Source organism: Vibrio sp. PID23_8, assembly GCF_003584965.1.
GTDB lineage: Bacteria > Pseudomonadota > Gammaproteobacteria > Enterobacterales > Vibrionaceae > Vibrio.
This window is the reverse complement of sequence record NZ_LIXE01000002.1, coordinates 467943-482858: the sequence shown is the minus strand read 5'-3', so window position 1 is coordinate 482858 and position 14916 is coordinate 467943. Positions and strand designations below refer to the sequence as shown.

Below are 14916 nucleotides of genomic sequence, written 5' to 3'. Positions count from 1 at the left end.
AATCTCTTATGAACGCTCCAATTCTGGGAGTATATAAGTTAGATACAAAAAAGGTTGGCATAGAGCCAACCTTTCCTCATCAAAGTAAGTCAGTGCTTATTTCACTTCAATACCTTGCGCCTGCATGTCGGCATGGTAAGAAGAGCGAACGAATGGACCACACGCTGCATGGGTGAAGCCAAGCTCTAGTGCGATCTCTTTTAGCTCGTCAAACTCTGAAGGTGGAACGTAACGCTCTACTGGCAGGTGGTGACGGCTTGGCGCAAGGTACTGGCCTAGAGTTAGCATGGTTACGCCGTGTGCACGAAGGTCTTTCAGTACTTCAACGATCTCTTCTTTCGTCTCACCCAGTCCCATCATCAGGCCTGACTTAGTCGGTACGTTTGGATGCTGCTCTTTGAATTTTTGCAGTAACTGTAGCGACCAATTGTAGTTCGCGCCTGGGCGAGCTTTACGATACAGACGAGGTGCCGTCTCTAGGTTGTGGTTGAAGACATCTGGTGGGTTGTCTTTCATCAGATCAAGTGCCACGTCCATACGACCACGGAAGTCAGGAACGAGGGTTTCAATTTTGATGTGTGGGTTCAATTCGCGGATTTCACGGTTACAGTTAGCAAAGTGCTCTGCACCACCATCACGCAGGTCGTCACGGTCTACCGAAGTAATAACGACGTATTTCAACTTCATATCGGCGATGGTTTTCGCCAGTTTCTTCGGTTCTTCTGCTTCAACAGGTAGAGGACGGCCATGAGCAACGTCACAGAAAGGGCAACGACGAGTACAGATCGCACCTAGGATCATAAACGTCGCGGTGCCGTGGTTAAAACACTCTGCGAGGTTAGGGCAAGACGCTTCTTCACATACGGAGTGAAGTTTGTTCTTACGCATTGCCGATTTGATGTCTTGAATACGTTGGCTGTCGGCTGGTAGCTTGATCTTCATCCAATCAGGCTTACGTAGCACTTCTTTCTGCTCTGTAGGCATGTTCTTTACGGGAATCAATGCCATTTTGTCGGCGTCGCGGTATTTAACGCCTTTTTCCATCTGGATTGGTTTGCTCATGCTTTATTACCTTGAGAAGGTGCTTCTGTGCTGAATTTTACTTGCTCATAATCAAGCAAAGTAACGAGTTCTTGTATTAATTGTTTTTCCACGGTTTCGATGTCGTCAGGTCCCCCAACTTGGCTAACCTGAACCATCTCCATTCCCTCATAACCACATGGGTTTATACGCAAAAATGGGGTTAAATCCATATCCACGTTTAGTGCGAGGCCATGGAATGAACATCCTTTGCGGATACGAAGACCGAGAGAACATATTTTTTTGCTGTCGACATAAACGCCTGGTGCGTCTGGTCGCGCAGCGGAATCGATATTGTATGCCTTTAGGGTATTGATCACGAGATTCTCAATGTGCGTAACGAGATCTCGCACTCCTAATTTTTTACGACGTAGGTTGATCAGGAAGTAAACAACCAACTGGCCCGGGCCGTGGTAGGTGACTTGTCCGCCGCGATCGCTTTGCACAACAGGAATGTCGCCAGTGTTAAGAAGGTGCTCCGCTTTACCTGCTTGCCCTTGAGTGAACACTGGGTTGTGTTCTACCAACCAAACTTCATCAGGCGTGTCGTCCGTGCGTTGGTCAGTAAACTCATGCATCGCCTTCCATACCGGCTCATAATCTTGGCGGCCAAGTCGTTTTACAACAAGTTGGTGTTGCATGGGAATTCCTGTCACTAATATATAAAGTTTTTGGATTATAAACTGGATGAACCTGATGCTCTACAGTTGAGTAACAGATTTTTAACTGGAAGTGGGATGGGACTTTATTATCTATCTGATAAATAAAAAGAAAGCAGCCTAAGCTGCTTTCAAAAAAAATTTAATGCATCAAAAAATTATAGAACCATGCGCACGATGTCGATTTCACCCAGTTCTTTATAAAGGGTTTCAACCTGCTCAATAGAAGTCGCAGTAATGTTGATAGACACCGAGTGGTAGTTGCCCTTAGCGCTTGGTTTTACTGCTGGGCTGTAGTCACCTGGAGCATGACGCTGGATAACTTCAAGAACAAGTTCTGGAAGCTCAGGTTTTGCATGACCCATTACCTTGTAAGTAAATGAACAAGGAAACTCAAGCAGGTCTTTCAATTTTGCATCAGAGTTGATGGTTAGCATTTCGGTAACTCCAGTTGGTATTCGTTGCGGTGCGAAATAGTACAGTCAAATTCGGTTGAACTCAAGATCATACTAAGTGGCTTAAAGGGGTATAACAAAGCCGCCCAAATTAGGCGGCTTTGTGGACGTTATTGTGTTTAAGAAGCTTGTTTTAGAAGAAGCTCTTAAACAACAATACGATGTAGTCCCACATGCGGCTAAATAGGCTGCCTTGGTCTACGGTCTCTAGCGCCATTAGAGGGTATTCTGCAATATCTTCACCATTAATTTGGTAGTATAGCGTACCCACAACATCGCCTTTGTTAATTGGTGCTTCGAGCTCTTTCTCAAGTACGAAGCTTGCTTCTAGGTTTTTCGCTTGACCACGAGGTAGCGTTACGTAAGTGTCTTGGTCAAGACCCAGTGCAACCGTATCTTGACTACCCATCCATACTTTTTCTTCAACGAAGGTTTCACCCGCTTTGTGTGGCGCAACGGTTTCGAAGAAGCGGAAGCCATAGCTCAGCAGTTTTTTACTTTCTGCTTTACGTGCATTCAAGTCTTTGGTGCCCATTACTACTGCAATGAGTCGCATTTGACCTTCTGTTGCTGAGCTCACTAGGCTGTAACCAGCGTTGCTTGTGTGGCCAGTTTTGATGCCATCAACGTTCATGCTTTTATCCCACAATAGGCCGTTACGGTTGTATTGGGTGATGCCGTTGTAAGTGAACTTCTTCTCTGAGTAGATGCGGTACTCATCCGGCACATCGCGGATAAGTGCTTTACCCAGTAGTGCCATATCGTATGGTGTTGAATATAGCTCTGAGTTGTCTAGGCCGTGAACGTTGGCGAAGTGTGAGTTTTTCATGCCTAGGGTGTTAGCCCAAGCATTCATTAGGTCAACAAATGCATCTTCAGATCCAGCAATATGCTCGGCCATTGCAACACAAGCATCGTTACCTGATTGAACGATGATGCCACGGTTCAGTTCTTTAACTTTTACTGTCGTACCAACTTCGATAAACATTTTTGACGAGTCTGGGAAGTTTTTCGCCCATGCATTTTTGCTGATGGTGACGTCATCGTCTTCTGAGATATTACCACGCGCGAGTTCTTGACCGATGACGTAGCTGGTCATCATTTTTGTCAGGCTAGCAGGAGACAATTTTTCATTCATCTCTTTTTCAGCCAGTACTTTACCTGAATGGTAATCCATCAGTACGTAGCCTTTCGCTGCGATTTGAGGTGCATCCGGCACAACAATTGGTGATGCAAAAGCAGATTGAGCGATGGTTGCAGATAGGGCAACCGAAGAAACGAGAATGGATCTCACAAACATATTTTTATTCATGGTAATTCAAATTTTTGGGTTAACTGGCGACATATTAACAGAATCCCCTCTTATATCAGAGGGGGCTTTATCGGTCATTTGTCAGTTTTATGTTTTTTGATAAATGCAGATGCATAACCAAGCAACTTTATTTTATCTAAGGTTGCCTGAGTCAGAGAGTAGTCACTATATGGCCCGAGCAATAAACGATAGGTTTCTTTTGAAGTCTCCAAAAAGGTTTCAGTATCGAGCTTTTGACCCAGTTCTGAGCCTAAAGTTCGTGCGCGATCTTCATATTTTGAAGAGGCGACCTGAATGACGTATTTAGGGTGTGCCGCGAGTGATTTTTCATCGGTCGGTTTATCGACAGCGATAACTTCAATCTGTACGTTTGCAGTCCCCGCCTTTACGACATCCAACTTATGTGCTGCGGCGTAGCTCAAATCAATGATACGCCCTTCATGGAAAGGGCCACGGTCATTGACGCGTACAATCGTCGACTTTCCATTATCGGTGTTGGTAACTTTCACGTAGCTTGGCAGGGGCAATGTTTTGTGTGCCGCTGTCATTGAGTACATATCGTAGATTTCACCGTTAGACGTTAAGTGACCTTGGAATTTTTTACCATACCACGAGGCTTTACCTGTCTGTGTAAAACCGTGGGCATCGCGGATAATCTTGTAATCTTGTCCACGTAGATGGTAATCACTATTACCGCCTAAGCTGTATGGTTCATATTTAGGGTGCGCATCTTCGATGTGCTCAACCGACAGCGGTTTATCGGGTGCTACATCGGATTCAAGTTCATAACGGCCTTCCTGTGTTTTTTGGTTGGTAGAAGAACAGCCTGCCAAAATCACAGCAGAAAAAACGAAGGAATATAAAGCGCGTTTTTGCATGTCTAGGTCGCCTTAGAGAATGCTTTTCGGTGTGTGTGAATCGACATGAGAATACCAAAGCCGGCCATTAGGGTCACCATAGAAGTGCCTCCGTAGCTGATGAGTGGTAATGGTACGCCTACCACGGGTAGGATACCGCTTACCATGCCGATATTTACAAAAATATACACGAAGAAGCTGAGTACAATACTGCCTGCCATCATTCGACCGAACGCGGTTTGCGCTTGGCTAGCGAGGTAGAGACCACGGCCAATGATGAATAGATAGATGGTTAATAGGCAAAGGAAGCCAATCATACCCCATTCCTCAGCAATTACTGCAAAGATAAAGTCAGTGTGTCTCTCCGGTAGGAATTCGAGTTGTGATTGCGTACCTTGCAACCAACCTTTGCCTGAAATTCCGCCAGAGCCAATGGCGATTTTACTTTGAATGATGTGGTAGCCAGCACCGAGTGGATCCGATTCTGGATTGAATAGGGTACGTACCCGCACCTTTTGGTACTCGCGCATTAAGAAGAACCATAAGATCGGAATAAATCCTCCGAGCGCGATGGCTGCCCCTGCAATTATTTTCCAACTAATGCCGGCAAGGAAGATCACGAAAATTCCAGATGCGGCGATGAGAATCGATGTACCTAAGTCGGGCTGCTTAGCAATCAGGATGGTTGGCAAGCACACCATAATCAGAGCAACTATTAGCGTTTTAAAGGTTGGAGGAAGGGGTTGACGACCGATATAGCGCGCAACCATGAGAGGCACTGCCAGTTTAAGCAGTTCTGATGGTTGAAAACGGACAAAGCCAAGGTTTAGCCAGCGCTGCGCGCCTTTTGATGCCTCTCCAAAGAAGAGAACACCAAACAGTAACACTAAACCCCCGATAAACATTAAGGGGGCAAGGCTCTCATAAGTTCTGGGAGAGAGTTGAGCCAACACAAGCATGACTCCCAAAGAGAGGGTCATGCGCATGACTTGGCGATCCATCATCGCCAAGTTTTGGCCACTTGCGCTATACATGATGACCAAGCCAAAAGCCATCAAAGATAATATGCCGAGTAGTAGTGGTAAGTCGATATGGAAGCGTTCAAACAGGGCGCGGTTCTTGCCTGTAGAGGGATCCATTTTCATTACTGCGTTACCTCTTGTTTTTCGTTGGCGTTATCATTGTCGGGGGCCACTTTTTCCGGTCCAAGAATGACGCGGTCGAAGATCTTTCTTGCTACAGGTGCACCGTTGCTTGAACCACCACCAGCATTCTCCAGTACGACAGTAACAACCACTTTAGGATCATTGAATGGCGCAAATCCTGTAAAGAGTGCGTGGTCACGTAAATGCTCAGCAACATCGTCTGCATTGTACTCTTCATCTTCACCCAATCCGAATACCTGTGCAGTACCGGACTTGCCCCCAGTTTGGTAGTCCATGTTATAGAACGAACGACGTGCGGTACCTTTTGGGCCATGGTTAACCAAACGCATCCCTTCTTTCGCCATGTTCCAGTACTTGTCTGGTACGTTTTGGATAGGTGGATAAATGACGTACTCAGACGCCTCTTGCTGTTCAAAATCACCACCGTTATCGATGGTTGCTTTTAGCAAGTGTGGAGCTATAACCGTCCCGTCATTGACTAACACTGACGTTGCTTTTGCTATTTGCATTGGTGTCGCGGTCCAGTAACCTTGCCCAATCCCTACCGGAATTGTATCGCCTTTGTACCAAGGCGTTTTATGACGAGACATCTTCCATTCACGTGTTGGCATGTTGGCTCTACTTTCTTCATAAATATCGATGCCAGTGTAATCACCAAAGCCAAACATCATCATCCAATTTGAGATGCGGTCGATCCCCATGTCATAAGCGATTTGGTAGAAGAAGGTATCCACAGATTCTTCAATCGACTTAATGATATCAACGCGTCCATGCCCCCAACGTAACCAGTCACGAAACGGACGAGTATCTGAATTTGGAATACGCCAGTATCCAGGATCGTTTCGTGTGGTTTTCGGTGTTACCACACCTTCTTCCAATGCTGCAACGGCCATAAATGGTTTAATGGTTGAAGCGGGAGGGTAGATGCCTAATGTAGAACGGTTTACCAACGGGCGGTTCTTATCGTTCAGTAGAGCTCGGTAGGCCTTACCAGAAATGCCGTGTACGAAGGCATTTGGATTGTAACTTGGGCTAGAGACCATTGCCAACACACCATTGTCTCTTGGATCAAGCACAACAGCGCTACCGCGACGCCCATCGAGCAGTTGATGAACGTACAGTTGCAGGTTGATATCAAGGTTCAAGACGATGTCTTCGCCAGGTATCGGTGGCACGTATTTCAGGGTGCGGATCACTCGGCCGAGGCTATTCACCTCAACTTCTTGATACCCAGCAGTACCATGGAGAATATCTTCGTAGTATTTCTCAATACCTAACTTGCCGATGTCTCGTGTTGCTTGGTAGTTGGCATCTTTCTCTTCGCGAATCAGGCGCAGCATGTCTCGATCGTTAATACGTGATACGTAGCCAATCACATGGGTGAGTACTTCGTCGAACGGGTAATAGCGTTTGAGTGTCGCGCTGATCTCAACACCAGGGAAACGGTATTGATTGACTGAGAACACCGCTACTTGCTTTTCATCTAACTGAGTTAATAGTGGCACTGATTTAAAGCGACGCGTGCGTTTACGTTCACGCTGGAAACGCGCGACTTGCTCTGGAGTGATCTCGAGAATGTTTTGTAGCTCTTTGATCGTGCCATCAATGTCTTTAATTTTTTCTGGAGTGAGTTCCAAGTTAAAGACAGGACGGTTTTCAGCAAGCAATACGCCATTACGGTCGTAGATCAGCCCACGGTTTGGTGCAATAGGAACAATTTTTATACGGTTGTCGTTGGAACGAGTTTGATAATCTTGAAACTGGTTCACTTGGATGTTGTACATGTTGGCGACCAACAAACCCATCAAAACGGCGATTCCGAGGAACGCAACAATAGCACGACTGGCAAACAGGCGCGCTTCGGCTTGATAATCTCGGATCTGACTACGGCGTTTACGGATCATTAACGCTTGTCTCTGGACTTAAGCTGCGATTATTCGCGGTGATAAGGGTGGTTAGCAGTGATGCTCCACGCTCGGTATAAGCTTTCTGCCATGACAATGCGCACGAGCGGGTGTGGCAATGTCAGAGCGGATAATGACCAGCTTTGGTCAGCGGCGGCTTTACATGCGGGAGCAAGGCCTTCTGGACCACCAATTAAAATTGAAACGTCACGTGCGTCCAGTTTCCATGCTTCCAACTGCTCTGCCAGTTGTGGTGTATCCCACTTCTTACCTGGAATATCAAGTGTCACAATTCGGTTGCCTTTCGGCACGGCTGCCAACATCGCTTCCCCTTCTTTTTGCAGGATGCGTGCGATATCCGCATTTTTTCCACGTTTTCCGGCCTGGATTTCAACCAATTCAAGTGGCATATCATGAGGGAAGCGACGGCGGTATTCTTGGAAACCTTCTTCGACCCATTTTGGCATTTTTGTACCAACGGCAATTAACTGAATCTTCAAAAGATTAACCCCAGAGCTTTTCTAGCTGGTATAGAGATCGATATTCGTCTTGCATGACATGTAGCATGGCGTCGCCCATATCTAGAACAACCCATTCTCCCTCGTTTTCGCCTTCCATGCCTAGCGGTTCTAGGCCGATTTTTTTCACTTCAGACGCAACGTGATCAGCGATAGATGACACATGACGCTTAGATGTGCCCGTACAGATGATCATATAGTCTGTCACGCTAGACTTATCTTCTACATTTAGAATGACAATCTCTTCCGCTTTCATATCGTCGGCTTTATCAGCTAAAAAGTCTTTAAGTTCTTCGCCAAGCACTCGGTTTTCCTCGATTTTCTTTTCAATCTGTGGGAGTTTCAACGTTGTTGAGTTAAAACTGGTCGCGCACTATATCATGCTTTGAGTTTTAAATTGCCAGCTTAATATCAGGAGAGCAGGTTTCTAGGCTCAATTGATGGATCGTTGGCCACACAGGGTCATCATACTGGGTTTTCGCTTTTATCTCTGCGTGCGCTAAAAGAGACAAAAGTGCACAAATTCGGTTGGCCGACAGACGAGTCAGCGCTGCATTGTAAAAGGGGCGTTTATTTTGCCACACGCGATGCTTTTCAAATACTTGACTCATGTTCATCTGAGTTAAGTCACGGTGCATGTTTAGCAGTTGAGTGAACTCTTTTTGTACACTACGGATTAGGATAATTGTTTCAACGCCTTCTGCTTCTAATTGGCGCAAAATTCGTTGTGCACGATTTGCTTTACCAGCGAGCAGAGCATCAATCCAATGGAAAGTCGTGAAGTGGTTGTGGCGACTTAGCGACTCTTCCAAGCGCACGACGGTCAATTCTCCGTCCGGGTAAAGCAGAGCGAGTTTCTCTAAGCTTTGCGATAGCGCGAATAGGTTGCCTTCATGCCATTGCGCTAACATCTGCAATGATTGTGGATCGGCTTTTAAACCAAGCGTGCGGCAACGCATTTGAATGAACATTGGTAAGCGTTGTAGATCAGGCGTTAAGCAGCTAATCCAATCGCCTTTCGTACTCAGCGTTTTAAACCATTTCGCGTTTTCTTGCGCTTTGGTCAATTTAGTGCCAACGATAACCAACATGATGTCGTCGTGCAGTAGGTCACACAGTGAAAGAAGCTCTTTGCTGATGGTAGCGCTCACGCCACTTTCAGGTAGCTCAAGTTCAATCAGTTGACGGTTTGAAAACAAGCTTAGTGCTTGGAAGCAGTCGTAAACTTGGTTCCAATCTAAGCTTGCGTCAACCGCAAAACGATGTTTTTCTTCAAAGCCATGTTGACGAGCAGTTTGTTGAATTGCTTGGCGGCTTTCTTGAATCAATAGCGGCTCATTACCAAAGATCAGATAAACCTGCTTGAGGTGTTTCGCTAGATGATCAGCCAGCTTGTCGGCAAAAATTCGCATGTTAGTTATGAGTTGGTATTTTTCGCATTGATATCAATATGGTCATGTTCGTATTCTGCACGTACACGACCTAATTGTCGCATCATTTGGCCAGCGGCTTGTTGACGCATCTCATCTTCGATAACGTCGCGTTCTACCGATTTAGCCAGTGCCGTTAGTGGGTTGTCTAAGTAGTTACGGTTCACGGTTGTGGTGAAGCCTTTGGAACCGAGACCAGGAATAGTGACACGGTATTTCACTACGTAAGTCAGTTCTTTTTCTGCTGCTCGGCTATTTTGATAAAGGGATAGCGTGCGCTCATCCATCGTTGCTTCAATTAGATGTAGATTTGGTACGCTAGATGAAGGCTGCACGATGTCTACTTTGTTGAGTGCTAACTGAGATCGAACGTAACGAGTTAACGGGCTGTACTCATCGTAACTACTGAATGACATGGTATGTAGCTCTTCCGGAACGGAATACTCGCCACGAAGGTGAAAACCACAGGCAGAAAGAAGCCCTGCTAATACCAATATCACTGGTAGTTTAATCAAAGAGAAAAAGCGCATTGATTGTATTCATCCTAAATTGAAGGGGTTATATACCTAAGTAACCTCAAGAGGTTCTGAGCCCGGTATTTTGAAGTCACTTGGGTATATTTACCTCAAACCACTTGGTGTGAATGGTAGAGTTAAATAAACAGGGTGATAGCTCACCCTGTTTAATGACTCTTAGCGAGCGAATTAGTTCGCTTTACGTCGAGTTATTACAAGCTGCGTTTCGTTTTTTGCGATAGGCTAGTTTGCAACGATGTTCAGCAGTTTACCTGGTACATAAATGACTTTACGAATGGTTAGACCATCTAGGAACTTCTTAGCGTTTTCATCGTTTAGGCCAAGCTCGCGAACTTGCTCTTCTGTTGCGTCAGCCGCAACCGTTAGCTTCGCACGTAGCTTACCGTTGATCATTACAACGATAGTTTTTTCATCTTCAACGAGCGCTTTCTCGTCAAACGTTGGCCATACTGCGTTATCGATGTCTGCTTCACCTAGCGCAGCCCATAGTTCGTATGAGATGTGCGGAGTGATTGGGTAAAGCATTGCAACGACTGCTTTAAGTGCTTCATCAAGGATTGCACGGTCTTGTGCAGACTCTTGAGGTGCTTTTGCAAGCTTGTTCATTAGTTCCATGATAGCGGCAATCGCAGTGTTGAACGTTTGGCGACGGCCAATATCGTCAGTCACTTTAGCGATGGTTTTGTGCACATCACGGCGAAGTGCTTTTTGGTCACCTGACAGCGCTGATGCGTCTACAGATTCAGCAGCACCTTTTGAAGAGTGCGCGTGAACCAGTTTCCATACACGCTTAAGGAAACGGTTTGCCCCTTCTACACCAGACTCTTGCCATTCAAGCGTCATGTCTGCTGGAGACGCGAACATCATGAATAGACGAACGGTATCTGCACCGTACTTGTCTACCATCTCTTGAGGGTCGATACCGTTGTTTTTCGACTTAGACATTTTGATCATGCCTGAGTGTGTTACATCACGGCCTTCAGTGTCTTTAGCTGAAGTAATACGGCCTTTACCGTCACGCTCAACAGCAACATCTGTTGGTGCAACCCACTCTTTACCGCCTTTCTCGTTCTCGAAGTAGAACGCATCTGCTAGTACCATGCCTTGACATAGTAGTTGCTTGAACGGCTCGTCAGAAGTCACGTAGCCCGCATCACGTAGCAGTTTGTGGAAGAAGCGAGAGTACAGTAGGTGCATACAAGCGTGCTCGATACCGCCGATGTACTGGTCTACTGGTAGCCAGTAGTTTGCTTTTTCTGGATCTAAGATGTCGTCAGCTTGTGGTGAACAGTAACGTGCGTAGTACCAAGACGATTCCATAAAGGTATCGAACGTATCAGTCTCACGTAGAGCTGGTTCGCCGTTGAATGTGGTCTTCGCCCACTCTTTGTCAGCTTTGATTGGGCTTGTTACGCCGTCCATTACCACGTCTTCTGGAAGAATGACAGGTAGTTGGTCTGCTGGTACTGGGTGAACTTCACCGTCTTCAGTGGTTACCATTGGGATTGGCGCACCCCAGTAACGTTGACGAGACACACCCCAGTCACGTAGACGGAAGTTAACGGTCTTAGTGCCTTTGCCTTGCGCTTCTAGTTTCGCTGCGATTGCATCGAAAGCGGCTTGGAATTCTAGACCGTCGAATTCACCAGAATCGAACAGTACACCTTTCTCTGTATATGCTGCTTCAGAGATGTCCAGCTCGCTGCCATCAACTGGCTTGATTACAGGCACGATGTCTAGACCGTATTTTGTTGCGAATTCAAAGTCACGTTGGTCGTGTGCAGGTACTGCCATTACAGCGCCTGTACCGTAGTCCATCAGTACGAAGTTAGCCACAAAAACAGGTACTTCACGGCCGTTCAATGGGTGAATAGCAGTAAGGCCAGTCGCCATACCTTTCTTTTCCATTGTCGCAAGTTCTGCTTCCGCTACTTTGGTGTTCTTACATTCTTCAACGAAGGCGGCAAGCTCAGGATTGTTCTCTGCTGCTTTTTCAGCAAGAGGGTGACCAGCAGCGATACCAACGTAGGTTACGCCCATTAGGGTGTCAGGACGTGTCGTGTATACCTCTAGTGGTGCATCTTCGCCTTTCACTTCAAATGAAAGCTCAACACCTTCAGAGCGACCGATCCAGTTGCGTTGCATGGTTTTTACCATTTCAGGCCAACCATCTAGTTTGTCTAGATCATCAAGTAGCTCTTGTGCGTATTCTGTGATTTTAATGAACCACTGTGGGATTTTCTTTTGCTCTACAGGCGTGTCACAACGCCAGCAGCAGCCATCTTCAACCTGCTCGTTTGCGAGAACGGTTTGGTCATTTGGACACCAGTTTACTGAAGACGTCTTCTTGTAAACTAAGCCTTTATTGTAAAGCTTAGTGAAGAACTCTTGTTCCCAACGGTAGTATTCAGGAGTACAGGTTGCGAATTCACGGTTCCAGTCGTAACCAAAGCCAAGTAGCTTAAGTTGGTTTTTCATGTACTCAATGTTTTCGTAAGTCCATGGGGCTGGTGCAGTGTTGTTTTTTACTGCGGCGTTTTCTGCAGGCAGACCAAATGCATCCCAACCAATTGGTTGCATAACATTTTTACCTTGCAGGCGTTGGAAACGAGATACCACATCACCGATAGTGTAGTTACGCACGTGACCCATGTGCAGGCGACCACTTGGGTAAGGGAACATAGAAAGACAGTAGAATTTTTCTTTGTTTGGGTCTTCACTTACAACGAAGGTCTCGTTGTTGTCCCAATGTTGTTGAACCTTTTGTTCAATCTCTTGCGGGTTATATTGTTCTTGCATCGATGGTATCCGGTTATCTTGGAATTTGTGAGTTCGGTTAGAACAGACTTATATAGATCATCATAGAATACCTAAAGCAAGGGATCACAACAATAGCCAATCTATACCCATGCGCCTTGAAGTGACGCTTGGAAGTAGAAAGATGGAGGTCAGTTATGCCTAAACGTAAAGCAGGTTATGAGGAAATGCTCGAAGATGTGATTGAAACATTGAAGCATAGTCCGGATGAAGTTAACAAAGTATTCGAAACGTCGGGCAAAGTCGTCGATGCCGCCAACGATATGACCAAGGATGAACTTTCGTTGATTTCCGCCTACGTAAAAGCCGATTTGAAAGAGTTCTCTGAGAGTTATGAAGAAGGTAAGAGTGGGCCTTTTTACCTCACCATTGCTGATTCAATCTGGCAAGGGTTGCTCGATATTACCGACCGAACCAAAGTGGAGTGGGTTGAGTTGTTTGATGATCTAGAACACCAAGGTTTGTATGAGGCGGGAGAAGTGATTGGATTAGGGACGTTAGTCTGTGATGAGTGTGGTCATAAGACAACGTACAATCATCCGACGGTTATTATTCCATGCATAAAGTGCGGTCATACGGGCTTTAGTCGTCAGTCCCTCAAACCTTAGTCTTGATTAAACAAAAAAGAGGCTATCATCGCCTCTTTTTTGGGAGTGTTATTTGTGTTTTCTTGGCAGCCACCAAGCTAACACTAAGCTCAATGCGACCCAAATATACAGTGGCCAAGAGCCAAACATGCGGTAAGGCGTCTGTCCGTCTGTCGGCGTAAGCTCTGCACGCAGAACCGCAGTTTCAAACTGAGGGATCTGCTCAATGATTTTACCTTTGTGATCTGCCACAGCGGTTAAGCCGTTGTTGGTTGAACGAATCAGAGGTTTGCCTAACTCTAATGCGCGCATACGAGCGATTTCCATGTGTTGCAGTGGACCAATTGAGTGTCCAAACCAAGCATCGTTTGAAAGCGTTAGTATGAAGTCCGTTTCGTCAGTGATGTTCTGACGCACTTGTTCATTAAAGATGATTTCATAGCACAATGCAGGAGCCATGTGCATGCCATTCGCGACAATGTTGGGTTGGACGAACGCGCCACGGCTGAACGATGACATTGGCAGGTTGAAGAATGGTGCAAGAGGGCGCAATATCTCTTCAAACGGTACGAATTCACCAAATGGCAATAGGTGATGCTTGTGATAGCGCTCGTTCATATCAAAGCTGTAATCGCCATATGGTGTCACGCCAAGCGATAGAATGCTGTTGTAGAACTGACCGTCTTCACCTTGATTAACCACTCCGGTGATGATGCCGCTCTGGTTGATCTTCGCAGCACTGTCGATGTTTCTTAAAAATGACGGCACTTCGATTTCAAACGCTGGAATTGCCGCTTCTGGCCAGACAATAATATCCGCATCCCAATTTTCACGTGTCAGGTCCGCATATTTCATGATGGTAGGCCAACGCTGGCTTGGTAGCCATTTTAGTTTTTGGTCGACGTTGCCTTGAATAAGCGCCACTTTAGTGGTGTCTTTTACGCGAGGAGTCACCCAGTCGTATTGGCGAATACCAAAGCCAGCACTCAACAACACGGCAGGGATAATGATCATCAGCCATTGCTTGTGCAGCCAAGCGTAAGCTAATGCTCCAGCACAGATAAGAATAAACAGGGTTAAAAGCTCAACACCACCAATAGGCGCAAAGCTTGCCATCGGCGCATCAATTTGGCTGTAGCCAAGCCATAGCCAAGGGAAGCCTGTCATTACCCAGCCACGCAACCAGTCGGTGATCAGCCATAAAGCTGGGGCCGCTAGCAGCGCTTTAGTAAGCGTAAATTGAGGGAAAAGTTTGTTGTTTAGCCAAGCAAACAAGCCTGAATAAATTGCCAAGTAAGCAATCAACAAACTCATTAAGAATAGGTTCGCAGTCAGCGGCATACCGCCAAAGCCAGCAATACTGACGTAAACCCAGCTAACACCCGTAGAGAATTGACCTAGACCCCAAGCGTAACCGATCCATAGCGCACGCTTGGGCGATTGGTTTGCAAGAAGAATAAGCAAGATAGCTGGACTAAGTATGGCAATCGGCCAAAGTTGATAAGGGGCAAAAGCTAGGGTAGTTAAGGCGCCAACAAAAGCGGCCACGAAGGGCCGCTTGAGGCGATGAAAGAGTACATTCATCATTATATTTT

At 46.2% G+C, this 14916-nt stretch carries 14 protein-coding genes; 1 reads left to right on the top strand and 13 read right to left on the bottom strand.

Annotated elements, in window-relative coordinates:
* Window positions 1-96: 96 nt before the first annotated feature.
* The 12 genes from lipA to leuS all read right to left on the bottom strand — a co-directional run bounded on the left by lipA (window position 97) and on the right by leuS (window position 12716).
* Window positions 97-1062: a lipoyl synthase gene (gene lipA, locus AK966_RS06210; protein ID WP_099080915.1), complete on the bottom strand. Its 966-nt coding sequence runs from the start codon at window positions 1060-1062 to the stop codon at window positions 97-99.
* Window positions 1059-1721 carry a lipoyl(octanoyl) transferase LipB gene (gene lipB, locus AK966_RS06205; protein ID WP_119463729.1) on the bottom strand — a complete coding sequence of 221 codons (663 nt, stop codon included), beginning with the start codon at window positions 1719-1721 and terminating at the stop codon, window positions 1059-1061. Before lipB ends, lipA begins: the two co-directional genes overlap by 4 nt.
* Before the next feature lie 176 nt (window positions 1722-1897).
* Window positions 1898-2176, bottom strand: coding sequence for a DUF493 family protein YbeD (gene ybeD / locus AK966_RS06200; RefSeq protein ID WP_038865384.1), 279 nt, complete (start codon window positions 2174-2176; stop codon window positions 1898-1900).
* A 151-nt stretch (window positions 2177-2327) separates the two neighbouring features.
* Window positions 2328-3506, bottom strand: coding sequence for a serine hydrolase (locus AK966_RS06195; protein WP_099080917.1), 1179 nt, complete (start codon window positions 3504-3506; stop codon window positions 2328-2330).
* Window positions 3507-3580: 74 nt separating this feature from the next.
* Complete coding sequence (locus AK966_RS06190) at window positions 3581-4384, bottom strand: septal ring lytic transglycosylase RlpA family protein (protein ID WP_099080918.1); 804 nt, start codon at window positions 4382-4384, stop codon at window positions 3581-3583.
* A gap of 2 nt (window positions 4385-4386) precedes the next feature.
* A complete protein-coding gene (gene rodA, locus AK966_RS06185) occupies window positions 4387-5508 on the bottom strand; it encodes a rod shape-determining protein RodA (protein WP_099080919.1) in 1122 nt (373 codons plus the stop codon).
* On the bottom strand, window positions 5508-7433 hold the full coding sequence (mrdA, locus tag AK966_RS06180) for a penicillin-binding protein 2 (RefSeq protein WP_099080920.1): 1926 nt from the start codon (window positions 7431-7433) through the stop codon (window positions 5508-5510). Before mrdA ends, rodA begins: the two co-directional genes overlap by 1 nt.
* Before the next feature lie 29 nt (window positions 7434-7462).
* Window positions 7463-7933 carry a 23S rRNA (pseudouridine(1915)-N(3))-methyltransferase RlmH gene (rlmH, locus tag AK966_RS06175; RefSeq protein WP_099080921.1) on the bottom strand — a complete coding sequence of 157 codons (471 nt, stop codon included), beginning with the start codon at window positions 7931-7933 and terminating at the stop codon, window positions 7463-7465.
* A gap of 4 nt (window positions 7934-7937) precedes the next feature.
* Window positions 7938-8255: a ribosome silencing factor gene (gene rsfS / locus AK966_RS06170; protein WP_099080922.1), complete on the bottom strand. Its 318-nt coding sequence runs from the start codon at window positions 8253-8255 to the stop codon at window positions 7938-7940.
* An 88-nt stretch (window positions 8256-8343) separates the two neighbouring features.
* On the bottom strand, window positions 8344-9363 hold the full coding sequence (gene holA, locus AK966_RS06165) for a DNA polymerase III subunit delta (RefSeq protein WP_119463728.1): 1020 nt from the start codon (window positions 9361-9363) through the stop codon (window positions 8344-8346).
* Window positions 9364-9368: 5 nt separating this feature from the next.
* Window positions 9369-9911: an LPS assembly lipoprotein LptE gene (lptE, locus tag AK966_RS06160; protein WP_099080924.1), complete on the bottom strand. Its 543-nt coding sequence runs from the start codon at window positions 9909-9911 to the stop codon at window positions 9369-9371.
* Window positions 9912-10139: 228 nt separating this feature from the next.
* Window positions 10140-12716 carry a leucine--tRNA ligase gene (gene leuS, locus AK966_RS06155; RefSeq protein ID WP_099080925.1) on the bottom strand — a complete coding sequence of 859 codons (2577 nt, stop codon included), beginning with the start codon at window positions 12714-12716 and terminating at the stop codon, window positions 10140-10142.
* Window positions 12717-12871: 155 nt separating this feature from the next.
* Here leuS and AK966_RS06150 point away from each other — a divergent pair, with 155 nt between their 5' ends.
* Complete coding sequence (locus tag AK966_RS06150; protein WP_099080926.1) at window positions 12872-13342, top strand: zinc ribbon-containing protein; 471 nt, start codon at window positions 12872-12874, stop codon at window positions 13340-13342.
* A gap of 48 nt (window positions 13343-13390) precedes the next feature.
* Here the strand turns inward: AK966_RS06150 and lnt are convergent, their stop codons facing one another.
* Window positions 13391-14908 carry an apolipoprotein N-acyltransferase gene (lnt, locus tag AK966_RS06145; RefSeq protein WP_119463727.1) on the bottom strand — a complete coding sequence of 506 codons (1518 nt, stop codon included), beginning with the start codon at window positions 14906-14908 and terminating at the stop codon, window positions 13391-13393.
* Window positions 14909-14916: the final 8 nt, after the last annotated feature.